Origin of the sequence: uncultured Campylobacter sp. (assembly GCF_938045225.1) — a bacterium.
Taxonomy (GTDB): domain Bacteria; phylum Campylobacterota; class Campylobacteria; order Campylobacterales; family Campylobacteraceae; genus Campylobacter_A.
Genome location: NZ_CALINL010000286.1, coordinates 1 through 24265, shown reverse-complemented (window position 1 = coordinate 24265; position 24265 = coordinate 1). Strand labels below are relative to the sequence as shown.

25 protein-coding genes and 1 pseudogene are annotated in these 24265 nt (G+C 46.7%); 14 read left to right on the top strand and 12 right to left on the bottom strand.

Annotated features, from left to right (window positions below; all coding sequences use genetic code 11):
- Positions 1 to 25: 25 nt before the first annotated feature.
- Together Q0200_RS10345 and Q0200_RS10340 are read left to right on the top strand one after the other, a co-directional pair.
- Complete coding sequence (locus tag Q0200_RS10345; protein WP_297940947.1) at positions 26 to 2272, top strand: nitric-oxide reductase large subunit; 2247 nt, start codon at positions 26 to 28, stop codon at positions 2270 to 2272.
- Between the two features lie 75 nt (positions 2273 to 2347).
- The gene (locus tag Q0200_RS10340) at positions 2348 to 2893 is read left to right on the top strand and encodes a DUF1523 family protein (RefSeq protein ID WP_297940945.1); all 546 of its coding nucleotides are present in this window, start codon (positions 2348 to 2350) and stop codon (positions 2891 to 2893) included.
- A 258-nt stretch (positions 2894 to 3151) separates the two neighbouring features.
- On the opposite strand, the gene Q0200_RS10335 is transcribed toward Q0200_RS10340, so the two are convergent.
- The 3 genes from Q0200_RS10335 to Q0200_RS10325 are packed head-to-tail and all read right to left on the bottom strand — an operon-like array spanning position 3152 to position 7228.
- A complete protein-coding gene (locus Q0200_RS10335) occupies positions 3152 to 5587 on the bottom strand; it encodes an EAL domain-containing protein (protein WP_297940943.1) in 2436 nt (811 codons plus the stop codon).
- Complete coding sequence (locus tag Q0200_RS10330; RefSeq protein WP_297940942.1) at positions 5584 to 6465, bottom strand: cytochrome c peroxidase; 882 nt, start codon at positions 6463 to 6465, stop codon at positions 5584 to 5586. Before Q0200_RS10330 ends, Q0200_RS10335 begins: the two co-directional genes overlap by 4 nt.
- A 43-nt stretch (positions 6466 to 6508) precedes the next feature.
- Positions 6509 to 7228, bottom strand: coding sequence for a class I SAM-dependent methyltransferase (locus Q0200_RS10325; RefSeq protein ID WP_297940940.1), 720 nt, complete (start codon positions 7226 to 7228; stop codon positions 6509 to 6511).
- Between the two features lie 51 nt (positions 7229 to 7279).
- Here Q0200_RS10325 and Q0200_RS10320 point away from each other — a divergent pair, with 51 nt between their 5' ends.
- Entirely contained in the window at positions 7280 to 7675 is a 396-nt protein-coding gene (locus tag Q0200_RS10320) for a thioesterase family protein (protein ID WP_297940938.1), read from the top strand.
- Between the two features lie 152 nt (positions 7676 to 7827).
- Here the strand turns inward: Q0200_RS10320 and Q0200_RS10315 are convergent, their stop codons facing one another.
- The gene (locus Q0200_RS10315; RefSeq protein ID WP_297940937.1) at positions 7828 to 8202 is read right to left on the bottom strand and encodes a transcriptional repressor; all 375 of its coding nucleotides are present in this window, start codon (positions 8200 to 8202) and stop codon (positions 7828 to 7830) included.
- A gap of 112 nt (positions 8203 to 8314) precedes the next feature.
- Here Q0200_RS10315 and Q0200_RS10310 point away from each other — a divergent pair, with 112 nt between their 5' ends.
- From Q0200_RS10310 to Q0200_RS10295, 4 genes are all read left to right on the top strand, one after another.
- Positions 8315 to 9241 (top strand): zinc ABC transporter substrate-binding protein, encoded by a 927-nt coding sequence (locus tag Q0200_RS10310; protein WP_297940935.1) that lies wholly within the window; start codon positions 8315 to 8317, stop codon positions 9239 to 9241.
- Complete coding sequence (locus Q0200_RS10305; RefSeq protein WP_297940933.1) at positions 9242 to 10807, top strand: DUF1007 family protein; 1566 nt, start codon at positions 9242 to 9244, stop codon at positions 10805 to 10807.
- Positions 10804 to 11559: an ABC transporter ATP-binding protein gene (locus tag Q0200_RS10300; RefSeq protein ID WP_297940931.1), complete on the top strand. Its 756-nt coding sequence runs from the start codon at positions 10804 to 10806 to the stop codon at positions 11557 to 11559. Before Q0200_RS10305 ends, Q0200_RS10300 begins: the two co-directional genes overlap by 4 nt.
- Before the next feature lie 560 nt (positions 11560 to 12119).
- Positions 12120 to 12917 carry a metal ABC transporter permease gene (locus tag Q0200_RS10295; protein ID WP_297940929.1) on the top strand — a complete coding sequence of 266 codons (798 nt, stop codon included), beginning with the start codon at positions 12120 to 12122 and terminating at the stop codon, positions 12915 to 12917.
- Positions 12918 to 13374: 457 nt separating this feature from the next.
- Here Q0200_RS10295 and Q0200_RS10290 read toward each other — a convergent pair whose 3' ends face one another.
- The 4 genes from Q0200_RS10290 to Q0200_RS10275 form a co-directional block, all read right to left on the bottom strand.
- Positions 13375 to 13539 (bottom strand): hypothetical protein, encoded by a 165-nt coding sequence (locus tag Q0200_RS10290; RefSeq protein WP_297940927.1) that lies wholly within the window; start codon positions 13537 to 13539, stop codon positions 13375 to 13377.
- Positions 13540 to 13731: 192 nt separating this feature from the next.
- Positions 13732 to 14625 (bottom strand): DMT family transporter, encoded by an 894-nt coding sequence (locus Q0200_RS10285; RefSeq protein ID WP_297940925.1) that lies wholly within the window; start codon positions 14623 to 14625, stop codon positions 13732 to 13734.
- Between the two features lie 226 nt (positions 14626 to 14851).
- A complete protein-coding gene (locus Q0200_RS10280; protein WP_297940923.1) occupies positions 14852 to 15739 on the bottom strand; it encodes a DMT family transporter in 888 nt (295 codons plus the stop codon).
- Between the two features lie 15 nt (positions 15740 to 15754).
- Positions 15755 to 16519, bottom strand: coding sequence for a DUF4197 domain-containing protein (locus tag Q0200_RS10275; protein ID WP_297940921.1), 765 nt, complete (start codon positions 16517 to 16519; stop codon positions 15755 to 15757).
- 297 nt (positions 16520 to 16816) lie between these two features.
- Between Q0200_RS10275 and Q0200_RS10270 the strand changes: the two genes are divergently transcribed.
- A complete protein-coding gene (locus Q0200_RS10270; protein ID WP_297940919.1) occupies positions 16817 to 17377 on the top strand; it encodes a manganese efflux pump MntP family protein in 561 nt (186 codons plus the stop codon).
- A 135-nt stretch (positions 17378 to 17512) separates the two neighbouring features.
- Here the strand turns inward: Q0200_RS10270 and Q0200_RS10265 are convergent, their stop codons facing one another.
- Both Q0200_RS10265 and Q0200_RS10260 read right to left on the bottom strand, forming a co-directional pair.
- Positions 17513 to 17839 (bottom strand): YnfA family protein, encoded by a 327-nt coding sequence (locus tag Q0200_RS10265; RefSeq protein WP_297940917.1) that lies wholly within the window; start codon positions 17837 to 17839, stop codon positions 17513 to 17515.
- The gene (locus tag Q0200_RS10260; RefSeq protein WP_297940915.1) at positions 17833 to 18603 is read right to left on the bottom strand and encodes an exodeoxyribonuclease III; all 771 of its coding nucleotides are present in this window, start codon (positions 18601 to 18603) and stop codon (positions 17833 to 17835) included. Before Q0200_RS10260 ends, Q0200_RS10265 begins: the two co-directional genes overlap by 7 nt.
- 94 nt (positions 18604 to 18697) lie before the next feature.
- On the opposite strand from Q0200_RS10260, the gene Q0200_RS10255 reads away from it, so the two are divergent.
- From Q0200_RS10255 to Q0200_RS10245, 3 genes are read left to right on the top strand one after another with little or no spacing between them, the layout of a single operon-like run.
- On the top strand, positions 18698 to 19366 hold the full coding sequence (locus tag Q0200_RS10255; RefSeq protein ID WP_297940913.1) for a hypothetical protein: 669 nt from the start codon (positions 18698 to 18700) through the stop codon (positions 19364 to 19366).
- Between the two features lie 10 nt (positions 19367 to 19376).
- Positions 19377 to 19631, top strand: coding sequence for a helix-turn-helix domain-containing protein (locus Q0200_RS10250; RefSeq protein ID WP_297940911.1), 255 nt, complete (start codon positions 19377 to 19379; stop codon positions 19629 to 19631).
- Entirely contained in the window at positions 19628 to 20029 is a 402-nt protein-coding gene (locus Q0200_RS10245; RefSeq protein WP_297940909.1) for a sel1 repeat family protein, read from the top strand. Before Q0200_RS10250 ends, Q0200_RS10245 begins: the two co-directional genes overlap by 4 nt.
- 586 nt (positions 20030 to 20615) lie before the next feature.
- On the opposite strand, the pseudogene prfA reads toward Q0200_RS10245, so the two are convergent.
- Positions 20616 to 21691, bottom strand: a pseudogene (gene prfA, locus Q0200_RS10240) (peptide chain release factor 1).
- Between the two features lie 11 nt (positions 21692 to 21702).
- Positions 21703 to 21969, bottom strand: coding sequence for a 30S ribosomal protein S20 (gene rpsT, locus Q0200_RS10235; RefSeq protein ID WP_002949506.1), 267 nt, complete (start codon positions 21967 to 21969; stop codon positions 21703 to 21705).
- Between the two features lie 366 nt (positions 21970 to 22335).
- Here rpsT and glmM point away from each other — a divergent pair, with 366 nt between their 5' ends.
- The 3 genes from glmM to Q0200_RS11970 all read left to right on the top strand — a co-directional run.
- On the top strand, positions 22336 to 23679 hold the full coding sequence (gene glmM, locus Q0200_RS10230) for a phosphoglucosamine mutase (RefSeq protein WP_297940908.1): 1344 nt from the start codon (positions 22336 to 22338) through the stop codon (positions 23677 to 23679).
- Positions 23672 to 24199 carry a signal peptidase II gene (locus Q0200_RS10225; protein WP_297940906.1) on the top strand — a complete coding sequence of 176 codons (528 nt, stop codon included), beginning with the start codon at positions 23672 to 23674 and terminating at the stop codon, positions 24197 to 24199. Before glmM ends, Q0200_RS10225 begins: the two co-directional genes overlap by 8 nt.
- Positions 24192 to 24265: NINE protein (locus tag Q0200_RS11970; protein ID WP_366118640.1), on the top strand; the 74-nt coding region annotated here is incomplete at its 3' end. The genes Q0200_RS10225 and Q0200_RS11970, both read left to right, overlap by 8 nt.

Genomic DNA, 24265 nt, shown 5'->3' with positions numbered 1-24265 from the left:
CGAATTTTTCAAAAGGAGACAAAGTATGCGTGAATACAAGAAGTATTGGTGGGCGCTGGTAGCAGTCGTTACTATCGCCTTCGGGATACTGGGTTACTACGGCGTAGAAGTTTACCGCGAAGCGCCGCCGGTGGTGAGTTTTGCCGATAAAAACGGCAAAATCATAATCGAGCAAGAGCAAATTTACAAAGGCCAGGAAGCCTGGCAAAGCATCGGCGGTATGCAGGTGGGCTCGGTGTGGGGACACGGAGCGTATCAGGCGCCCGACTGGACGGCTGATTGGCTACATAAAGAGCTAGTCGCGTTTATGGATATCAAGGCCGCTCAGCTTTACGGAGCTAAATTTGACGCTCTAAGCGCCGAACAGCAAGCCAACATCAAGGCCCTAACAAAGAGCGAATACCGCACGAATACGCTAAAAAATGGCGTTATAACGATCAGCGACGAGAGGATCGCCGCGGCAAAGGTAGTGCGTGACGAGTATAGCGGGCTTTTCGGTAACGATCCGAAATACCAAAAGCTACGCGAAAACTACGCGATGAAAAACAACACGTTAGCCAAAGAGGAAAACCGCGAGCAGCTAAATGATTTCTTCTTCTGGGCGACCTGGGCTACGGCGACAAATCGCCCAAATAGCGAGGCTACATACACAAACAACTGGCCGCACGAGCCGCTAATCGATAACGTGCCGACGCAAGAAAACGTATTTTGGACGATTATTAGCGTTACGATTTTGGTTGCGGGCGTTGGTCTTTTAGTTTGGTTTTCAAATTTCTACGGAGAAAAAGATCACGAAAGGCTCGCTCCTATCGACGCCGATCCGCTCTCAAGGCTAAATTTGACTCCGTCTCAAAAGGCGCTTGGCAAATACCTTTTCGTAGCGCTCGCGCTTTTTGTTTTCCAGATCATGATAGGCGGCTTTGTAGCGCACTACACGGTCGAGGGGCAGGAGTTTTACGGTATAAATTTATCCGAGCACATCCCTTACTCTTTGGCGCGCACATGGCACATACAGGCGAGCATTTTTTGGATCGCGACGGGCTTTTTGGCGGCGGGGCTTTTCCTAGCGCCTATCATCAACGGCGGCAAGGATCCTAAATTTCAAAAACTAGGCGTGGATCTGCTATTTTACGCGCTACTTTTCCTAGTCGTGGGTAGCTTTGTGGGCGAATACATGGCGATAGCGGGCAAGATGGATACTAGCCTGAGCTTTTGGCTGGGACACCAAGGATACGAGTATATCGAGCTTGGCAGGGTTTGGCAGCTTATTTTGTTTGTCGGTCTTGTTATCTGGATGGCGCTCGTGCTTCGCGGATTTGTCGGCGGATTTAAGGCTGAGGGCGATAAAAACCTGCTAGCTATCTTTACGGCTTCTGCTATCGCGGTGGGACTTTTCTACGGCGCGGGGCTATTTTACGGACAAAGAAGCCCGCTACCGGTGATGGAGTACTGGCGCTGGTGGGTCGTTCACCTTTGGGTCGAGGGCTTTTTCGAGGTGTTTGCGACCGCTTCGCTTGCGTTCGTGTTCGCATCTTTGGGTCTAGTAGGTAAAAAATTCGCGACCTATTCGACCTTGGCAAGTGCTAGCTTGTTTCTTATCGGCGGTATCCCAGGCACTTTCCACCACCTTTATTTTGCCGGAACGACCACTCCGATAATGGCCGTGGGCGCTAGCTTTTCCGCGCTTGAGGTCGTGCCTTTGGTGCTTCTTGGAGCCGAGGCCTTTCATCAGTATTCGCTTCAGTTTGCGCAGAGCTGGGCGAAAAACCTCAAGTGGCCGCTTTACTGCTTTATCGCGGTGGCGTTTTGGAATATGCTGGGCGCGGGCGTGTTTGGTTTCCTTATCAACCCGCCGCTATTTTTGTTCTACATCCAGGGCTTAAATACCACTTCGGTGCACGGACACGCAGCGCTGTTTGGCGTTTACGGCTTTTTGGCGCTAGGTTTTGTTTGGCTCGTGGCGCTTTACCTTTTCAAAGGGCAAGAATTTAACGACAAGCTGATGAAAGTGGGCTTTTGGTCGCTAAATGCGGGACTAATGCTGATGATCGTGGCGTCGCTGCTTCCGATCGGTCTTTATCAAGCCGTCGCCGCGATAGACGTAGGCATGTGGTACGCTAGAAGCGCGGAGTTCTTGCAAATGGATCACTTGCAAAATTTACGCTGGCTAAGGATGATCGGCGATACGATCTTTATCATCGGCGGCGTTTGCTTCTTTATCCAGATTCTTAAATTTATCGCGGGAAGCTGCGGCTGCAAGGCCAAAGCCTAACCGCCTAAGCCCCTGTTTTAGGGGCTTAGCTTATTATAAACTTCTATCTTGTACAATTCGCCCCAAAGGACGAAAATGCAAAAATTTAAAAAATATCTCCGAATTTTCATCATTAGCTTTCTGTTTGCCCTGCACGCCTTAGCGTTTGCGGCTATAAACTACGCTTTTCCGCACTACGACGAGGCGATCGTCACCGGCGGCGAGGTCAAGCGCATGGACAAAGACGGCTTTATCGATGCGCAAAACCCAGCCGACGGCCCGACGCGCGACGTGTACTTTATCTACACGCGGGAGCTAAACGGCACAAAGGTGATGCCGTATCGAAACGAGGACACGGGCTGGGGGCTGCCGCTTTATTTTAAATTTAACTCCGCCGACGTCCAAGCCGCGGCGCAAAGTCTAGTGGGCGAAGGCAGGGCGCAGATCAAATACTACGGCTGGCGTATCGCGATGTTTGATATGTTTAGAAACGCCGTTTCGGTTAAAAAGCTAAAAGATGGCGAAACGCGCGCAAATCCTATTTTTAGCTATATATTTTACGCTTTGACTGCGGTTTCGTTTGTAGTTTGCGCCGCTTTTGTTAGAAGGAAATTTAAAGACGAGCCAAGCTCAAATTTATAATCCAAGCTAAATTTGAGCGACTTTTCGTCGCCTCTCTCAAATTTGACTCGGCGAGTACGGCAAATTTGACGTAAAATTTGCGTCTAAACCATGTGCGTGAGCGAGCTATACTTTTATTTGCGAGCTATTTGCACTCTGATAAATAGAAATTTTAAATCAGGCTTGTTTTTTGGCGGTTTGGATGCAGGATTAGTCAAATTTGAGCAGACAAATTTGACTAAGACGAGCTAAATTTAACGGTGCAAAGCTCTGTGCGTTTTACTCCTCGATATTGCTCGGCGAGGTCGGCTTGCCTAGCAAAAATCCCTGTGCGTACTTTATGCCGAATTTTTTTATTTCGGCGAGGATCTCTTCCGAGCTCACAAACTCAGCCACGACGTTATAGCCTTGTCTTCCGGCAAAGTCGATGATAGTTTGCAGCAGATACCTAGCGTTTTTGTCGTACGGCAGCTTTTTGATGATCGAGCCGTCGATCTTGATCGTGTCGATATCAAGCTCCAAGATGCGGTAGTAGTTTGAGTAACCGCTACCGAAATCATCGATCGAAATTTTGCAGTCGTAGGCGCGGATCTTGTTGATGAAGTCATTTACGATCTTGTAATCATCCACGCCCTCGCTCTCTAATATCTCAAAATACACGTGCTCGGGCCTTGAGCAGACACGTAGCTTTTTCTCGATGAGATCCCTTATGCTCTCGTTTGCGATATCGCTACTAGAAAGGTTCATAGAAAAGCTCGTGTTTGTAAATTTCTCCACGAGTCTAAATACGTGCTCGACGACCTTTTTGGTGATATCGTTATAAAGCGAAATTTTCTTTGCTATGTCCAAAAACTCGCCCGGATAACGGATCTTGCCGTTTTCGTCGATAAGGCGCACGAGCACTTCGTAGTATTTGACTCGAGCCGTTTCGCCAGATACGTCGTAGATCGGCTGACACTCGACGATCACAGTATCATTATATAGCGCGTTTTCGATGGTGCGCGACATGACTTGGTTGTGATAATACTGCTGTTCGATGTGACTATTTTCAGTATAAAACTGCGCCGTTTCGCCATTTTGTTTAGCTTCATGGTGAGCTAACATAGCCTGTGTTAGGCGGTTTGTTTGGGGCGTATCTTGAGGCATGCTAACGCCTATGGTTATTTTGATATTAGGGATAAATTCCTTTGCGCCTTCAACTGTAATATAAAGGTTATTAGCCTTAAAATAATCAATAAATCTGCGCACCGACAAATACGCATCATCGCCGCAATACCAAATACAAAACTCGTCAAACTGTACTCTGTAAATATCTGCGTCCATTTTATAAGTATCGATGCAAAGCTGAAGCGTCGTCGCAAATGAAGCAATGATGGCGTCCACGGTCTTTGTTTTGTAAAAAAATCGAAAATCCATAAAGTTGTTGATGTTTATGTAGATGATCATGCCGCCCGAGCCCTGCTCCATCCTTTGCGTTAGAGCAAAGTAGCTGCCAAGCCCCGTTAGCTTGTCTTTTAGCGCTTCGTTTTTCAGCTCTTTGTTTTTGTTTTCGAGCTCTTTTGTCATCGCGATCTCTTTGGTTTTATCAAATTTGATCGACATATAGCCGTCTTTGTCGCCGCTTTCGTTAAAGAGCGGAGAAAAAATTACCTGTTCATAGATTAGCTCGCCGCTTTTTGTTTTGCTGACTAGTTCGTCGGCTCGCCAAATTTGATCCGCTTCTATGGTTTTTAGCATATCTTGATAAAATTCATCGGGGTGCAGGCGAGACTTTATAATGTTTATATTTTTATCTTTTAACTCTTCAAATTTATATCCGAAATTTTGCTCGAAAATTTTATTTACGTATTTTACTTTTCTATTGAGATCGGTAAAAGTTATGGCATTAAAGCTATTATCTACGGCTTGCTCGAAACGATTTAGTAGCCTAATATTGCTTCTAGCTCTAACATAAGATATATAGATAAACACTGATGCCAACGCAAATAACGCAAACACCAATACTATCGTCTCGCGCAAATTTGACAATACGTTTTGTATATAATGTTCATTGCCTTTTTTTAGATTATATAGTTTTTTATTAATCTCAAGCGAATTTATACGGCCATAAATTTCTTGTACTTGTTCGTAGTAGCTGAGTAATTTTTGTACGTCGGCTAAAAATCCGGAGTCGCTTTTGCTTAACTTCGGCTCTTTTAAGTACTCGTTTAAAAGCTTCCTAGGTCCTTTTAGATCAATGTTAAAATCATACCTAAACATCAAAATTTGCGGCATAAGTTTGTTAAAATAAAATCCGTCTAGAGCTTCAAATTTCAAAATTATCTCGTCGTAAACAAGTTTTGCCATTGTCGTCACGGAGTTAAATTTATCCGTTAGCTCAACTCTCTTTTCAACCGCGTTTTCCAATTCGCTAAAAGTTTTTTCGTTTAGTGCGAGTTTTTCAAATGAGATTAGATTGTTCCCATTAAGCTTGCTAAGACCCTCCTTAAACTCTGCCGTATAGCGCGCCACTGCATCATAGTCGGCTTCAAGGAGGCTTTTATCAAATAAAAAATTTACCTCGCTATTGGCGTCCATCATATTCTCGATAGTACCCTTCCATTCATAGGCCGTTACTAAATCCTTGGTAGCCTTATATGTCATAATCGTACCGAAAAATGCGATACAAACGATGATAAAAAACAAAATTTTATGGAAGATTATCTTGTGTTTCATTTTAAAATTTCCGGTTTTTCGCCGCTTAAAGTCAGCAAAAATTTATAAAGTAAAAGCGTCTGATCATCGCTTAAATCGTAGTTTATATACTTTTTAGCAATAAATTTAATCGAATCCTTCAGGCTCGCTATCTCTCCGCTATAAAGATAAGGCGCCGTTTTTTCAATATTTCGTAAACTAGGCACTTTGTAGCGCGCCGTCTTATTGTCTTCGTTAAATTTTGGATCATAGTAGATGTTGGCGCCTAAATTTACGCCGCTGTGGCAGTTTATGCAGCCGATGGTTTTAAATAGTTCAAATCCGCGCTTTTCCTCGTCATTAAAAACGCTCTCGTTTCCGCCGATAAATTTGTCAAATTTGGCATTTGGCGTAACGAGGGCCTTTTCAAAATTTACCAGCGCATCGACGATACTTTCAAAGCTTACTCCATCCTCATAAAGCTCTTCAAATTTATTCCTATAAACGGAGTTTTGATTTACCTTTTGGACTAGAAATTTCGGCTCGCTAGCAAGCTGATTTTTGCCGGTCAAGCTCTGTTTTACCTGCTCGGCTATATCCTTAACTTCGCCGTTTTTAAAAAAGATAAAATTTAGCGCCGAATTTAGCGCAGTTGGCGGGCTAATCTCCTCGTCGGCGGAGATTTTTACGTTTTTTTTACTCGTACCGCTTAAGTCCCAGTAAAGGTTGTGGCATTTATCGCAAGATAGCGTTCCGCTGGGGCTTAGCGAGGCATCGAAAAACAGCTCCTTGCCTAGTCTGGCTTTTTGTTCGTCAAATTTTGGCTGAGCAATCGGAGATAAAACGTGCGAAGCGGCGAAAGCTTGAACGCAAAAAAAACATAAAACGCACGAAAATATCTGCAAAAACGCTCGCGCCAACAAAAATCCTTTTTAAATTTTAAATAAATAAAGCGATTATATCTTAAAAAACTAAAAGCTTCATTGAAGAGACGATTTTTTCCGTCACGTAGCCGTCTTTCGCGATGCTTTCTAGCCGCGATCTGACCGCGTTTTCCTCGTGCGCGAAATTTGCTATCTCTAAATGCCAAAGCGCGTTTTGCGTCATCTCCTCAAGCGTGCGTTTTTGCTCGCGAGACTCCTCGAGCACGCAGGAGTTAAAGGCGATATTTTCGCGGCGCAGGTACTCTTCAAAAAAATTCGCCTTTTCTTTAAAGCACGCTCTCTGCGAGCCTTCGTAAAAAAGCTCCAAAGCGCTTGAATAACGCGGTTTATTCCACCAAAGATAGACCCTTTTTTCGCCCAAATTTATAAATTTACTAAAATCCTCCTCATCCGCGATCGCGGGGCTCATCGTGCTAAAAGCCACGTCGTAAACGCGGTTTGGATTAAAGCTTTTAAAATCGCTTTGCACGGCGGTTAAATTTGAAATACTAAATTTAGCCGCGTCTTCAAGCATGACTTTTAGCATTTTGCCCGAGATATCCATGCCGGTTATCTCGCGGCAAATTTGCGCTAAAAGTAGCGTATGCACGCCCGTGCCGCAGCCGATATCCACGACGCTTTTGCCCTCAAATTTGACGCCAAACTCGGCGATCTTAGCATAAAGCCCTCTCTGAAAAACGCTAGGCTCACCCGTAAATCTCGTATAGCTCGCCGCCTTTTTGTCCCACATCTCTTTCATTTTGTTTGCCTTTAAATTTTTGCTACAATTTTAGCGTTTTTAGGAGCGAAAATGAAAATTTTTTACTACGAATTTACCGTGGGCGAGGACGCCATCGACGTGAATCATCACGCAAACAACGCTCACTACGTCATCTGGATGCAAGAAGCGGCCAACGCGCACTCAAACGCCGTGGGCGACCTCATCGAGACAAATCTCGCGCAAAACCGCACGTGGATGGTGCGCAGGCACGAGATAGACTACCTGGGGCAGCTGTTTTTGGGCGATAAGGTGAGCGTAAAAACCTGGACGCAACCCGAAAAAAGAAGCTGCTCGAAGCGTTTTTACGAGTTTAGTAAAGACGGCGCGCCGGTTGCTAGCGCGGTGACGACTTACGTATTTTTTGATCTCGCGCGCGGTCGTCCGATCGCGATACCGCCGGAGATTGCGAGACTTTACGAGGATTAGTTTTATAGCGCCCGCGTCAAATTTGAGTTTTTAAATTTGACGCAGCGGCCGCTTTAAATTTGCAGCGAAATTTGCTCGGCAAGCCGCTTTTAAATTTAATGTCGGAAAGCAGATTTAATCTCCGAATTTGCCGTCAAATTTAAGCGTAAATTTTAAAAACAATCATCGCAAACGCCCTTAACCACGACGCTTTTGACGTGATTTTGTTTTAGACGAGGCATGTCGATATTCGTCATCTTGTGGCAGACGTCGCAGACGAAATACGCCTTTGCCCCGCTTTCAAGCTCGTAGAAATTTTTGCGGTTATTTTCGCTTTTTAGCACGATGCCCTTAGTTTCAAAAAGATCCATACAGCGGTAAAAAGTGGTTTTGTTTGCGCCTATATGAGCTAAAATTTCATCATAGCTAAGCGGTGCGGCGGCGGCGCGTAAGATGTGTAAAATCTCTAGTCTAAGCGGAGTGATTTTGATATCATTTTTCGTTAAAAGCTCCTCAAAACCGGCTTTTTCTTCCAAATTTTCGCTCATATTTTTCCTCCGCGTTAAGAATTTTAGGGTATTATACCCTGAGTAAAATTAATTTGCAACTAAGTTGCTTTTGATATAATTTCGCCCAAATTTTAACACGGAAAGGATAAAAATGAGAAAAATTTTCGCGTTTTTATGTTTGGGCTTAGTCGCGCTATACGCCAAAGGACAAGTTAGCGTCAGTATTTTGCCGCAGGAGTATTTCGTCAAGCAAATCGCGGGCGACGCGGTCGAGGTAAACGTCATGGTAGGCAAGGGAGCCGATCCGCACACGTACGAACCAAAACCCAAACAAATGACCGCACTTGAAAAAAGCGATCTATACTTTGCTATCGGGATCGAGTTTGAAGATGCTTGGTTGCCGAAATTTCAAAAATCTTATCCAAACCTTAAAATCGTAAAAACCGACGCAGGCGTGGAAAAGATCAAATTTGAAGGTCACCACGAGCACGCGGACCACGATCATCTCCATGACGCCAAGCACGAACACGCTCACCACGATCACAAACACGAGCATGCAGGTCATGACCACCATGACCACGAGCATCACCACGGCGAATTTGACCCGCACATCTGGCTAGATCCCGTTTCCGTAAAAATCCAAGCTAAAAATATCGCCGCCGCGCTAAGTGAAAAATACCCTGAGAACAAGGCGCTTTTTGAGGCGAATTTGGCTAAATTTGAAGCTAAGCTTGACGAGCTTGACGGATTTATCAAAAACACTCTAGCAAACGTCAAAAACCGCGAATTTATCGTCTATCACCCGTCTTGGGGCTACTTCGCTAAACGCTACGATCTAGAGCAAATCGCGATCGAAGTAGACGGCAAAGAACCAAAACCGGCTGAGCTAAAAGAGCTCATCGAGGAGGCTAAAGAGCACGGCGTGAAGGTGATTTTCGTCGCTCCGCAGTTTTCTAAAAAAGCCGCGCAAACCGTCGCCAAAGAAAGCGGCGCTAGCGTCGTAGAGATCGATCAACTGCCGCTTGATTGGGACGCCGAGCTACGCAAAACGGCGCAAATTTTCGCAAAGAGCCTATAAATGAAATTTGGACGCATACTCGCCGTTTTAGCGCTTCTTGCGTCCTTTTTTAGCTTTGCGCATGCCTGTGCGCTCTGCGCGCTTTACACTCCGACCGCGCATGCCGACATTAAATTTAACCTGCAAGGCGAGACGATCAAAACGGTCACCGTAACCTGGACATTTTCTGAAAATTTCACCGAACTCACGCTACAAAGCTACGACGAAAACGCCGACAAAGCGCTTAGTAAAAACGAAGCGTGGAAGGTGCAAAAATCGCTGCTCGACTACATCGTGCCGCGCGGATATCTAACTAGCGTAGGCTACTACGACGGCGCGGGCGAGACGGTAAATCTGCACGCCAAAACGCTCTCGCAGCGGGTTTATCTAGATGAGGGCAGGCTAAATTTCGAGTATATTTTAGAGCTAAATTTAGCGGTCAAAGACGGCCGCGTCGTCACGGTCGAGGTTTTTGACCATGAGGGATTTTTTAACTTTAAAATAAGCTCGCCCGAGCCCTACGCGCTCACCGATAAAATTTATCTAGTTCCAAACGTAAATTTGAGCACGGCGTTTTTTGAAATGACTTCAAAAGCGCCTAAAATAGAGCCTGCAAAGCCAGAGCTTAGCTCGCTCGTTAAAGCGCAAAATAAGCAAAATTTAGAACAAATCGACGCCGAGGATAAGGCTAAATTTGACTCCGTTTCAGGCATGAGCCTACAGTTTTTGGAGCGCTTAAAAGAGCTCATCAAGATAAATAGCGCCGAGCTAAACGCGCTAAATTTCGCCCTGCTAGCCGCGGTTAGCTTTTTTTACGGATTTTTGCATGCCGCCGGCCCCGGGCATGCTAAGATGCTAACGGCTAGCTACTTCGTCGCAAACGGCGGCAGCTACTCGCGCGCTCTAGTTTTTGCGATGAAGGTCGGCTTCGCGCACGTGGCGGGGGCGTTTTTACTCGTGCTTTTTAGCTACGTTTTTTTAAACGCGTTTTTGACGAACAAGGTCAGCGACATAGCGGGCGCGATGACGAAAATATCGGCCGTAGCGATCGTTTGCGTGAGCCTTTACATGATCTACGCCAAGATTAAAAAAACGGCGCTAAAGCCAAAATTTAGCTTTGCTAGCGCGTCCGTTTCGGGTGAAAAAGGCGCAAATGGAGCGAGTAAGGTTTTTGGCTCAAATTTAAATCCAGCGTCAAATTTGAGCGTAAAATCGGTCAAATTTAGCCCTGCCGCTCACGAGAGCGAATGCGGCTGCGCGGCCTGTAAGGCCTCTAGCGAGGCGCCAAAAACCGCCAGCGAATGGCTCGTGGTGCTAGCTGGCTCGCTAGTGCCGTGTCCTGGTACGCTGCTGGTTTTCGTGCTGGCATTTAGCCTAAACAGCTACGCGGCCGGGCTTGCTAGCGGCGTATTTATGGGGCTTGGCATGGGCGCGGTGATATTTCTGGCGGCCGTTTGCGGCTTTAAGCTAAAGGGCGCGGTGAGATTTCGCGTGCTGCGGACTTGCTGCGAGTTTGCCGCGCTTTTTGTGATGCTAGGGCTTGGCGTTTTTATGTTTTATATTTCGGGTAAGGTGAGCGTTTTATGAGCGACATTTCGGTGCGAAATTTGAGCTTCGGTTACGATGAAAACCTCGTATTTGACGGTATAAATTTAGAGTACGACTGCAAGGATTTTCTAGCTATCATCGGCCCAAACGGCGGGGGTAAAAGCACGCTTTTAAAGCTGTTGCTAGGGCTAAACAAGCCAAGCGGCGGGACGATCGAAGTATTTGGCCAGGAGCCCGCTAGCGTGAGCAAGGCCGTGGGCTACGTCCCGCAAAATATCCCGATAAATCAAAGCTTCCCGATGCGCGTGCTCGAGGTCGTTTTAATGGGGCGGATAGATAAAAAGCTGTTTGGATTTTACGGCAAAGACGACAAGATAGGGGCCGAGGCGGCGCTGGAGCGCGTCGGGATGGGCGAATTTACGCGACGAAAGATCGGCGAGCTAAGCGGAGGACAGCGCCAACGCGTCTATATCGCGCGCGCGCTTTGCGCGAAGGCTAAAATTTTGATGTTAGACGAACCCACCGCCAGTATCGACACGAAGGGCCAAGCGGACGTTTATAAGCTGCTAAAGCAGATCAATGCTGAAGGCACGGGCGTCGTGCTCATTAGCCACGACGTAAATTTGACGCTAAATTTCGCCACCAAGGTTGCCTACGTCAATCACGATCTTTTCATGCACGAGATCGCACAGGGCTCAAAGCAGGATTTTATCGAGCATTTGGCGAGAGATCATAGGCATTTTTGCGATGTGGAGGTGGCGTTAAAGGAATGCGGCTGCGGACATCACTAAATTTGACGGCGGCTTGTCTTTTTCCTTTATACGTCGTTGGAAATTTCACCGAAGCTCGGTTACATACTATATGTATGCGCCCTCGCTCGGCTCATTTCCGCCTCGTCTAAAGGAAAAATACCGCGCCTTATCGTTTTGCACTCAAATTTGAAGCTAAATTTATAAATTTGAGTCACCTAGACCTGCATCGCAAAAATGTTAAACTAAAAAACACGCGACGCGATAGCATCAAATTTAAACCTGCACGCAGTGCAGCAACCTCTCACGTGCAGTGGGGTTGGTGGGGGTTTGGGGGCGGAAGGGGCGCTTCGTAAGTAGAAACCCCTTCCGCCTCCCAAAAAAAAGAAAAAGGGAGCTCTTTTGCTTCGCTATGCTAGCCTTGTGCCTGCATTCTCTTTGAGAGCTGCAAAGCAGAGCGCAATTTAAGCCCTTCCCCCTTAACAAGAAAATTAAATTTATGCGCGACGCTAAATTTAACCAAACCAAATTTAGCATTTTCGCGGTGCGGGTTTCGCCGAGTAACATCAAAAAGCGCCGAAAAAAAGTAAAAAAGGAAACAAATGCTAGAAGCTCTTAGCTTAAATTTTATGCAAAACGCCCTGCTGGCGGGCATCCTCGTTAGCATCGCTTGCGGTGTGATCGGCACGCTCACGGTCATAAACCGCATGGTTTTCATTGCGGGCGGCATCGCTCACGGCGCATACGGCGGGCTTGGTATCGCGTTTTATTTTTCGCTCGAACCGCTGCTGGGTGCGAGTCTGTTTTCGCTATTTTTGGCGCTACTCATCGCTACGATAACGCTCAAAGACAAAAGCAAGATGGACTCGGTTATTGGCGCGCTGTGGGCGTTTGGCATGGCGTTTGGCATCATCCTAACCGACCTGGCGCCGGGCTATAACGTCGATCTAATGAGCTATCTTTTCGGCTCTATTTTGGCCGTACCGCAGGGCGATCTTGTTTTCATGGCGGTTGCAAACTGCGTCATACTTGCGTCCATCGCGCTATTTTACCGCCAGTTTGAAGCACTTAGCTTTGACGCGGAGTTTGCGCGTCTTCGCGGCGTGCACACGACGCTACTATACTACGCGCTAACGTGCATGATGGCGCTAAGCGTCGTGATGACGATACGCGCGGTCGGACTCATACTGGTTATCGCGCTACTCACGATCCCGCCGTATATCGCGGGCGCTATATCAAGCCGCCTGGGCACGATGATGCTAAACGCCGCACTCATCTCGGCCGCGTTTTGCGTGAGCGGGCTGTGGCTGAGCTTTGAGGCGAATTTAACCAGCGGTGCTAGCATTATTCTCATCGCTTCGGTTTGTTTTTTTATATTTACGGCGGTAAAAAGGCGGTAGATTCGGCGTTTTAGAGTTAAATTTGATCAAATTTGGCTTGTGAGCCCACAGGCGACAGACTGCGCGGCGCTCTCAAATTTGGCTAAATTTAGGGATTAACTAGCTTTCGATTTACAAAATAAGGCAGTCTTTCCCATAAAATATGCTCATTTTTTGAAATATCGTATATCGTTTTTATCAAATTTTTATATTCGTCGCTTTCCTTGTCCACAACGCAATAAAATAAAAATCTTTTATTTTCATAAAAATAAATCTGGGTTTTAAAGGCTATGATATCGCCGCCGCTAGTCTCGAGATACCTAAAATACACGTCGCCGATACCAACTGTATCGCGCTGCGTTATAAAACGCTTATTCGTGACGTATAATTTTTTTTGCTTTGGCGGTCTTTACGCTTTGTCGTGCAAAAAGGCAAAATAAAAATGCGCAGCCCGCCGTCATAGCAAACCAAAGAGCACCTATGTCAAAACCTTGTCGCCCGCGTATAAAAGCAGTATCAAAAGACAAAGCGCCATCCTAACTTCTTTGTGAACGGTATGCGCGAGCTCAAATTCGCACAAAATTTTCTCGTCGGCATTAAGCTCTATCCACTTTGGTGCCGCTAAATTTTTATCCTCGTTCATTTTTTTTCCTTCCTTTGCGCGGTCAAATTTACGCCGAAATTTTTAATTTTAAACCTGAGTTTGGGCCGTGCACGTCAAATTTCGCTTTCGATGTGCCCGAATTTGAGCAAAATTTGGCACTCAAACTCGCCGTTAAAACCTTAAATTTAACCGTAAAATTCGGCCGCCCCGTATTTAAGCATGCAAAAGCCGCTAGCTCAAATTTCCCCGCAATTTTTTGTTTTTATAGTAGCTGCCCACCTCGCTAACGACGATGCCAAAGAGTATGAGGCCGGCTCCTGCTATCTGCACGCCGCTTAGTATCTCGCCGCCAAAAAAATACCCCACTATCCCCGCACTCACGGGCTCAAAGGTAAATATGAGCGAGGTTTTAACGGGCGTCGTGTAGCGCTGCGCCGCCGTCTGCACGAAAAACGCCAAAACCGTCGCAAACACCGACGTTACCGCGACTGCAACGAAAAACGCCTCGTCCAAAACGGGTACGACGCCGCGAGGCTCGAAAAACTGCGCCGCAACGAAACAAAGCGCCGCCACGACCGCAAACTGCGCGCTCACCATCCAGTATAGCTCGCACCTGCGCACCAAAACGCCCGTGAAAATGATATGCAGCGCAAAGCCCAGCGCGCAAACGACGCTAAGCGCCTCTCCCGCGCCAAAACCAAGCTCGCTGCCCGTTAGAAAATAAAGCCCCGCCGCCGACAAAAACGCGCCGATAAAGGCATAAACTACGACCTTTTGTCCGAAAAACGCAAGCGCGATAAATGGCGTAAACACGGCGTTTAGACCTGTGATAAAGGCGACGGTGGAGCTTGGAGCGTATTTGAGAGCGAAGGTCTGAAGCGTAAAGGCCGCAAACAAAAGCGCGCCTAAAAATGCGCCGAATCTTAGCGAATTAGGATCGATCTTGCGCGTAAATTTGAGGCTTATTAGCGACATCAGCGCGGCCGCGATCAAAAATCGCCAAAACAAAAGCGTAAAAACGCCGTTTGTCTTTAGCGTCTGCGCCATCGGCAAAAATGTCACGCCCCAGACCACCGCGATCACGAACAGCGCGAGGTCGGCCTTAAATTCGGTTGATTTTTTCATCTGATTTCTTTAGCTAAATTTAAGGGGCAAATTTAACGCAATTTCTCTAAATTCGGGCTTTATCGCGTCAAATTTGAGAGTCGCCGCCGCCTTGCTAGCTGGCAAACGGAGATAAATTTAAATGGAATAAAATCGCCGCGAGAGTAAATTTGGCGGCGATTTGATAAATTTGATTTTACGGCGGGTCGGTGCTTTGAACGAAACGACAAGCAAAACCCGCCGAAATTTAAGCTAAATTTTCCTTTTTAGCGCGCAGGTAGCTGCCTATCTCGCTAATCAAAACTCCGACCAAGATGAGCGCCGCGCCGCAAAGCCTGTACGCGCTGATGTCCTCTGCGCCGACGAAATACCCCATCGCTCCTGCGGTTACGGGCTCGAGGGTGAAAAATATCGCCGTTTTAACGGGCGTGGTAAATTTTTGCATAAGCGCCTGCGCGAAAAACGCAAACGCCGTACCCAGCACGCCCACGACTAGCATCGCTATGATAAACGCCTTGTCCGTGACGGGCGCGATTTTAGCGTCCTCAAAAACCAAAATAGCTGCAAAACAAAGCGCGACTAGGGTTAAAATTTCAAAATAAACCATATTTACGAGGTTGCATTTTTGCACCAAGCGGTTTGTTAGTACGATGTGAAAAGAGTAGGCGCACGCGCAAACCAGAGCCAAAATTTCGCCCAGCCCAAAGCCCACCTTCGTATCGCCTATCATATAAAGCCCCGCCACCGCAAACGCCACGCCCACATACGCGTAAGAGTAAATTTTATGCCTAAAAAGCCCCGCCGCGATAAAAGGCACCAAAGCCACGTTTAGCCCAATGATAAAGGCTACGGACGAGGTGTCGGCGTACTTAAACGCAAAAGTCTGGCTGACAAATCCCGCGAACAAAAACAGACCCAAGATCACGCCCGATTTTATATCAGGTGCGCTTATGTCTTTTAGCTTTTTATAAAATATCGCCCCGGCTATGATCGCCGCTAGCAAAAATCTCCAAAACAAAACGCCAAAAACGCCGTTAGTCGCAAGCGCTAACGAGGTGGGCAGATAGCCTAGACCAAAGACTATCGCAACAAATATCATGCCTACGTCGGCGCGAAATTCCAAACTATTTTTCACTATTCTCCCTTATTTTTACTTAAAAATTCCCTGCAGGATTTTCGTGCCCTGCTCCACGGCGCCGCCTCGCAGCGAGCTTTCTTTCTCGCTCATCACGTTAAATAGCCCGTCTAGCGTCTTGCGCGTGATATAGCCGTTTAGATCCTCGTCCTCTTGCGGGATGTATTCGCCCGCGCCCATGCTAGTAGCGATACCTTTTAGCTGCTTTGCGGTATCTGATTTTGCCAGCGCGCTGCCCGCGACGAACGAATTTAGCCCGTTGTACGCCGTGGCAAAGGTATTATCGCTCATCATTTTGGTGATGATCGGCTTAAACACGGCTTGCAGTTTCTCGCTCGAGTTTTGTTGCAAAAACTTCGTAAAGCTGTCCTTGCCGCCTTCTAGCACCTTTTTCACGTCCGCGTCGCTCATGTTTTTTATCACGCCCGAAAATACGTCTGCAGCCCCCGGCACGGCCGCGCTTGCAGCGTTGTTTATCGAGGTTACTAGCTCGTTCGCCCACTTTTCGCCGCCCACTTTTTTAGCCAAATTTGCCGCCGTTTCTAGGCTCTTTGGCAGCGGGATTTTAGCCGTGGCGTTATTTAGAAATCCCCCGTTTGATAGCTCCTTAACGGCGGCGTTTAGAACCGAGCTAACCGCGCTTTTGTAGTCGCCCGAGTTTGCCGCGCCCAGTATCTGCGCGCCTTGATTTAGCGTCTCTTTATTTAGCGCGTCCTGCCAGCCTGCCGCGTGCGCCGAAGCTGCGAGTAAAATAGCGCATAAGATCAAACTTTTCTTCATCGTTTTTCCTTAAAGTAAAATTCGGCGGTTATGATATTAAATTTCAGCTTTTAAACGGGTAAATTTGGGCCTTTTTAGGGCGAATTTACCCGCATTTTACGGCGCTAAGGGCTAAATTTACAAATTTAAATCCCAAATTTGAACCGCGATTTAAGGATTAAATTTAAGCGCAAATTTATAAGCCCCGTTCGTCTTTGCGGCGGGCGATTTAGAGTGTCAAATTTGGATGTAAATTTGAGCGAGATTAGCCGCAAGAAGTAAATTTTAAGCTAAAATTAGCCTTTTTGAAAGGACGAAATGGAGCTTTTACTTCTCTCTATCGCGCTTGCTATGGACGCGGCGGCGCTTAGCATCGCAAACGGCGCAAAATACCGCAATCTCGCGCTATCAAAGATTTTATTTATCGCGTTTGTTTTTGGATTTTTTCAGGCGGCGATGCCGCTTGCGGGCTACTTTTTGGGCGCGACGTTTGCGAGATTTATCGCGCAGATCGATCATTTTATCGCGTTTGCGATTTTGGGCTTTTTGGGCGTAAAAATGATCCGCGAGGCCTGTAGAAACGAGCTCGCGCAGGCCGTGAGCCTTGATACGAAGATGCTACTTTCGGGCGGATTTGCCACCAGCATTGACGCGCTAGCCGTGGGCGTGACGCTGAGCTTTACGGCTGCGGATATCTACTTTAGCGCCGCCGTGATCGGGATAGTGTGCTTTACGCTTAGCGTCGCGGCGTTTTACGTCGGTAAATTCGCGGGAGAGTTTTTGGAGCAAAAGGCGCTGATTTTAGGCGGCGCGATCCTCATCGCACTAGGTTTTAAAATCCTAATCACGCACCTTTTAGATCATGGGTTTTTGAGCTAAATTTAATACTTTGTGCTCAAATTTAGAAATCAAAACGCTGTTCTTAAGCCAAATTGTAAATAAAAATGTGGCGAATCAAATTCAACCCAAAATCTCGCTCGCAGCATAAAAACAAGCATAAAATTTAGGTCAAATTTAACCCCTGCCGCCGTAAAGCACCACGCAAGCGCCAAGCAAGCAAATCGCGCCGCCGATTAAGTCCCATTTGGTAAAGGCTTGTTTTTCTACAAAATGCAGCCAAAGCAGCGACGAGACGATGTAGATACCGCCGTAAACGGCGTAAGCACGCCCAGCGAAATCTAAATTTGCCCGCGTCAAAATATAAGCAAACGCCGCGAGTGACGCACCGCCGAGCCCCAAAAACAGCGCGCTTTTGCCCAGCCTAAAATACGCCCAAAAGCCAAAGCAGCCCAAAATCTCAAAAAACGCTGCCGCAAAATAAAGCGAGATTTCTTTTAGCAAAGTCCGTCCAGATCGATCTCTATGCCGACTGGGCAGTGATCGGAGCCCGTGATATCGCTTAGGATAAAGGCGTCTTTTAGGCGGTCTTTGAGGCTTGCCGAAATGAAAAAATAATCGATCCTCCAGCCGACGTTTTTAGCGCGGGCGTTAAAACGGTAGCTCCACCACGAATACGCGTCCGCGATGTCGCCACGTACGTGCCGAAAGGTGTCGATAAAGCCGCGTGCGACGACCTCGTCCAGCCACGCGCGCTCGATAGGCAAAAAGCCCGAGGTTTTGGCGTTTGCTTTTGGATTTTTGAGGTCGATCTCGCGGTGCGCGGTGTTCACGTCGCCGCAAAATATCACGTCCTTGCCCTGTTTTACGAGCTCCTGGATGTAGGCTAGAAATTTAGCGTAAAAGTCCATCTTGTAGGCTAGGCGCGTCTCGTCTTTTTGCCCGTTTGGAAAGTAGATGTTAAAAAGTACGACGTTGCCGAATCTATGCTCCAAAACCCGCCCCTCGTCGTCGTCAAAAAACGCCGCTTTTTGCGTAACGGAGCTAAATTTAGCCAGGCTCATCACGCCGGAATACCCCGCTCTGGCTGCCGAATTTACGCTGATTTCATTAAATCCAAGTTTGTAAATCTCGGCGGGCACGTCGCTCTCGCGCACCTTGATCTCCTGAAGGCCCAAAAAATCGGGTCTATGCTGCTCTAGCCAAGCAAAGCCGTCTTTGGCGGCAACCGCGCGCAGCCCGTTTACGTTCCAGCTGATTAACTTCAAATTTTATCCTTTGTTAAATTTGGCGTATTGTATCGCAAGAGCCGTAAAATAAGCTAAAATTTAGTAAAATTAGGATCATTTTAAGGAGTAAAAAATGAAAAAAATCATCGTTTTATCGCTTGCGCTTGCCGCGTTTTTGGGTGCGAAAGAGATAGATACTGCCAAGATATTTTTGTCAGACGTCAAGTCTATGCACGCGTTAAAATCGTTTTTAAAAAAGAATAAAAACGATATCGTAAAGCTAAAACTCAGCTACTGCGTCAATGAAAACAGTATGCAATACTTAGAAGCCGAGGCAAGCAAGCGTAAAGAGGACGAAAACTATAGCCATTTGAGCGAAAATTTCGTTATGGCGGACGGCAGCAAAATAACCTACGAAGGAAAAAATTACGACTTTGGCGAAGGATATAACGGAGATGTAAACACAGGCATTGAATACGGCGAACTAATGCTGGACGAGCCTAACAGCAATCATCTCAAAAATATATTTTTAAAAGTCGGAAATTCAAATTTTGGGCAGATATACAAATGGGAATACGAATGGCCTGACGAAGAAGAGGGAAACAAAAAATGTAAATTTGGGCAAGTCGCCCTAGACGGCGCGTTTTACGTATACCACGAAGACGAAAATGAAAAAGGTCGAGAAATGTATAAATACAACATGAGACCGGAACTTATGGGGCAGGATCCGGGCGATAAATACGATGCCTTTTTTCTCGATCCCGTCGCGAAAAAATACTTTAAACTGCTAGAATACAAGTAAATTTAGCGCGATGACGGAGTTAGAGAGGGAGATTTTCGGTCAAATTTTGGGCGAGAAAAAGATGGAGATCATCTTGTTTTTAGCCCAAAATGCAGACGAAAACGGCTTCATAACCGTTAAAATTTTAGATATCTGCGAGCGGACTGATGCTAGCAAGCCCACCGTCACGCAGACTATCAAGCTGCTTGAAAATCGCAAAATTTTCGAGCGAGTGAAAAATGGGATTTATAGATTTAAAAATTTAAAGGAACTAGAGAAAAAATGAGGAAAATTTGGATACTCGTCGCTGCGGTTGCGCTCGCAAACGCCGCGATAGACGAGGTCGGGCTAAATGCCTGCATAAATAAAGGCGACGCCGCGAGCTGCGAAAAAACGCTCGCCGCGCTAGAAAAAAGCTGCTCGGGCGGCGACGCGCTGGCTTGTTACTTTGCTGCGGAGTTTTACGCCAAAGGATTAACGGGCTACAAGGACGGCGCAAAAGCCTTTGCAATCTATAAAGACGCTTGCGCCGCTGGGAGCGTGGAGAGCTGCTACGAAGAGTCAGTGTTTTATCTAAAAGGCGACGTCGCGCAGCAAAGCTTTGAGCTATCGGGCGAGCGACTCAAAAAGGCCTGCGAGCTTGGCTCCAAACGCGCGTGCAATATACTTGAACTAGCGAAGTGAAGCTGTTTTTGGCTGCATAAAAACGAGCTTTAATGTGCGGCAAAATGCGAGCGCGGGGTTAAATTTTAGCTTCGGCGCGAAATTTTAAATTATTTCTAGTTATTAAATTTGGGTAATTTGCTACAAAATTTCACTCAAATTTTACAAAGCCGCTTGCAATAAATTAGACGCCTTGTTTATGGTTATAAATTTGAGAAATTTACGGGTTTTGCTATTTTTATAGAACCCGATTTCGAGCGCTAAATTTGGCTTTGACGGACGGTTTTTGTTTTGCGTATCGACGGTGCGGTAGGCTGGGAATTTGATAAATTTTAGTTGGATAAATTTGAAAATTTTATGTGTTATGGACGACCAAATTTTATCGGTTTACATACTTCAACTTAGTTTTATTTGATATTTTCCAACGCTAAATTTAAAAAAGCAGATCCGAATTGACAACTATTTTTCAGAGATTTTTACCTAAAACGCGAAGATAAGTTGTTCTCAAATTTAACTTGCATGACGACTCCGTCTGCAGCAAAATTTGCATCCAAATTTAACGAAAATATCGTGTCAAAAATGCCAAATTTTGAGTTAATTTTAAAATTTACAAATCGGCGTCCGAGATCGCTTCGGCTTGATAATGCGCAATCAGCGGCTCCTCTGGGCTCTTATCTCGTCAAAAAGCCCAGCTGCCATTATCGCGTCGAGGCGGTAAAGCGTCAAATTTATGCGGTGGTCGCTGATGCGGTTTTGCGGGAAGTTGTATGTGCGGATACGTCCCGAGCGGTCGCCCGTGCCGACTTGACTTTTGCGCTCGCTGGTTTCTTTGGCTAGGCGCTCTTCTTCTTGGATCTCGTAAAGGCGCGCTTTTAGCACCTTCATCGCGGCTTCTTTGTTTTTGTGCTGGCTTTTGCCGTCTTGGTTCGTGACGACGATACCGGTCGGGATATGAGTGATGCGCACCGCCGAGTCGGTCGTATTTACCGACTGTCCGCCGTGGCCCGAGCTGCGCATAACGTCGATACGAAGGTCGTTTGGATTTATCTCGATCTCGCTGTCTTCGACCTCGGGCATGATAGCGACTGTGACTGCAGATGTGTGCACGCGGCCCTGACTTTCAGTCTCTGGCACGCGCTGGACGCGGTGAGTGCCACCCTCAAATTTGAGCCTTGAGTACGCACCCTTGCCCTTTATCAGCAAAATAATCTCTTTAAAGCCGCCCGTGTTGCCTTCGCTTTGGCTTACGATCTCAAATTTATACCCGCGAAGTTCGGCGTATCTGGCATAGGCGTTAAACAAATCGCCCGCAAAAAGAGCCGCTTCGTCTCCGCCCGTACCTGCACGGATCTCTAAAAATACGTTTTTATCGTCGTTGGGATCTTTTGGAAGGAGTAAAATTTTAATCTCTTCTTCGAGATTTTCTTTTTGGGATTCTAGATTTTTTAGTTCGTCTTTTGCTAGTTCGCCAAGCTCGGCATCATCGAGTAGAGCCTTATTTTCCTCGATATCTGCGAGAGTTTGCAGATAGGACTTTGCAGCCGAGGCGATATCTTCTAAATTTGATTGCTCTTTTGAGAGCTTGGTCATATTTGCGATATCGTTTGTGATAGACGGATCGCTAAGCAGACGAGAGAGCTCGTCGTAGCGATCCAAAAAAGGCTGCAGTTTGTCGGCTAACATTAAAATTTAGATTAAGCAGATAGTTTGTTTACGAGTTTTGCGAGGCGTCCTACGCGGCGAGAAGCTGTTTGTTTTTTCAAAAAGCCCTTACTAACGAAGCTGTGGAAATCTTTGTTTGCCACTTTAAACGCGTTTAACGCAGCTTCTTTATCGCCTGCCTCAACGGCTACGCGCACGGCTTTAGTGATATTTTTAAGCCTGGTGCGGTAAAATCTGTTTCTTTCAGTCCTTTTGATAGTCTGTCTGGCTCTTTTTTCAGAAGATTTATGGTTTGCCATAATGTCCCTTTTGTCATAATTTTAGTCCGTGATTATATAAAAATCAGTTTTAAAATCCGCTTAATTTAAGTAAAATTTAAAGCGAGGAAATTTACAACTTAAATTTGGATATTTTTTGATAGAATAGGTCGAAAATTTAATGAATTTATGGAATTTGGCGGGCAAATTTTATCTTACCATAAATTTAAAAGCGCAGTGTTTGCCACCCAAAAAGTTGATAAGGCTTTATATCTTGAGATAGATTTAAAAGTTGCGACGCAAAAATAAAGCGGAGCGGACTGGTCGTCCGTGAGCATTTATTTTTGCTAGCCCTTTTAAATATACTCAAGAGATAAGGCCGTAGAAATTTTAAAAAAAGGAAAGATAATGAAACTATTCGGTACCGACGGCGTCCGCGGCAAAGCGGGCGAAAAACTCTCCGCCGCAACATCCATGCGCCTTGCTATGGCTGCAGGGATATATTTTAGGCAGTTTGCGTCGCATACAAACACTATTTTACTAGGCAAAGACACGCGCAAAAGCGGCTACATGATCGAGACTGCCATCGTCGCGGGGCTCACGGCCGTGGGCTACAACGTCCGCCAGATCGGCCCGATGCCTACTCCCGCGATCGCGTTTCTCACCGAAGATATGCGCTGCGACGCGGGCATCATGATCAGCGCCTCGCACAACCCGTACTACGATAACGGTATTAAATTTTTTGATAGCGAAGGCAATAAACTGGGCGAAGAGGCCGAAGCGCAGATAGAAAAGATTTATTTTGACGACGCGCTCATAGAAAGATCGCAAAAACAGATGCTCGAAATCGGCGCCGCAAAGCGCATCGACGACGTCATCGGTCGCTATATCGTGCAGATCAAAAACTCATTTCCTAAAAACCTAAGCCTGCACGGGCTACGCGTGGTTTTAGACGTCGCAAACGGCGCTGCTTATAGGGTCGCTCCAACTATCTTTAGCGAGCTAGGAGCTGAAACCATCGTCATAAACGACGAACCAAACGGCAGCAACATAAACCTAAACTGCGGCGCGCTCTATCCGCAAAATTTAGCCTCCGAGGTCGTGCGATTACGGGCCGATCTGGGCTTCGCGTTTGACGGCGATGCCGACAGACTCGTGGTCGTCGATGAATGCGGCGAGGTGGCAAACGGCGATAGTTTGCTAGGCGTCATGGCAGCATTTTTACAGGAAAACAAAGCCCTAAAAGGCGGCGCGGTCGTGGCTACGGTGATGAGCAACGCAGCGCTCGAAGACTACCTAAAATCCCACAAAATCAAGCTCCTGCGCGCAAACGTCGGCGACAAATACGTGCTTGAAAAGATGAAAGAAAACGGCACGAATTTTGGCGGCGAGCAGAGCGGTCACATCATATTTAGCGACTACGCAAAGACAGGCGACGGGCTCGTGGCGGCGCTGCAGTTTGCGGCACTGGTGCTAAAAAAAGGCAAAAAAGCGAGCGAAATTTTAAGCGAAATAAAACCGTATCCGCAAATTTTGCTAAATTTAAAGATAACCGAGAAAAAGCCGCTTGAAAGCATCGCCGGACTAAAAGAGCTTGAAGCAAGCCTCGCAAAAGACGGCATCCGCTCGCTATTTCGCTACTCTGGCACCGAAAATCTCATCAGGCTTTTACTCGAGGGCAAGTGCGCCGACGCGCTAAAAACCCACATGGATGAGGTCGAAAAATTTTTCGTAAAAGCACTAAATGGCTAAAATTTTAGGCATTTTTTTCGCGGCTTTTTTCGTCGTTTTCGCACTCGATCAGGCGGTCAAACAGATATTTTTGGGCGGTTTTTCGTGGCAGGGCGAGTACTTTTCGCTAGTGCTTGCTTACAACCGAGGCGTGGCGTTTTCGATGTTTGCGTTTCTTGGGCAGTGGCTCAAATTTATCCAGCTAGCGCTGATTGCGGGCGTTTGCGGCTATCTGCTTTGGCGGTTAAAGCGTAAATTTGACGCGCGGGCCGCGGCGAAAACGGAGCCAAATTTGAGCGCAAACGGCGAAAAAAAGGAAATCCTAGAGGAGCACGCGCTGGGAGCAGGTATAATCCTAGGCGCGGGTAGCTCAAATTTGCTCGACCGTTTCGTTCACGGCGGCGTCGTGGACTACGTCTACTGGCACAAGTGGTTTGAGTTTGCGATATTTAACCTCGCCGACGTTATGATCGACGTCGGGATCGTGCTCATACTCTGGCAGAGCTTCGCCGCTGGGCGAAAAGGTGCTAAAAATGGGTGATAACGTTTACATAGCCTACGCGCTTTGGCTACTGACGGGTTGGTTTGGCGGGCATAGATTTTATCT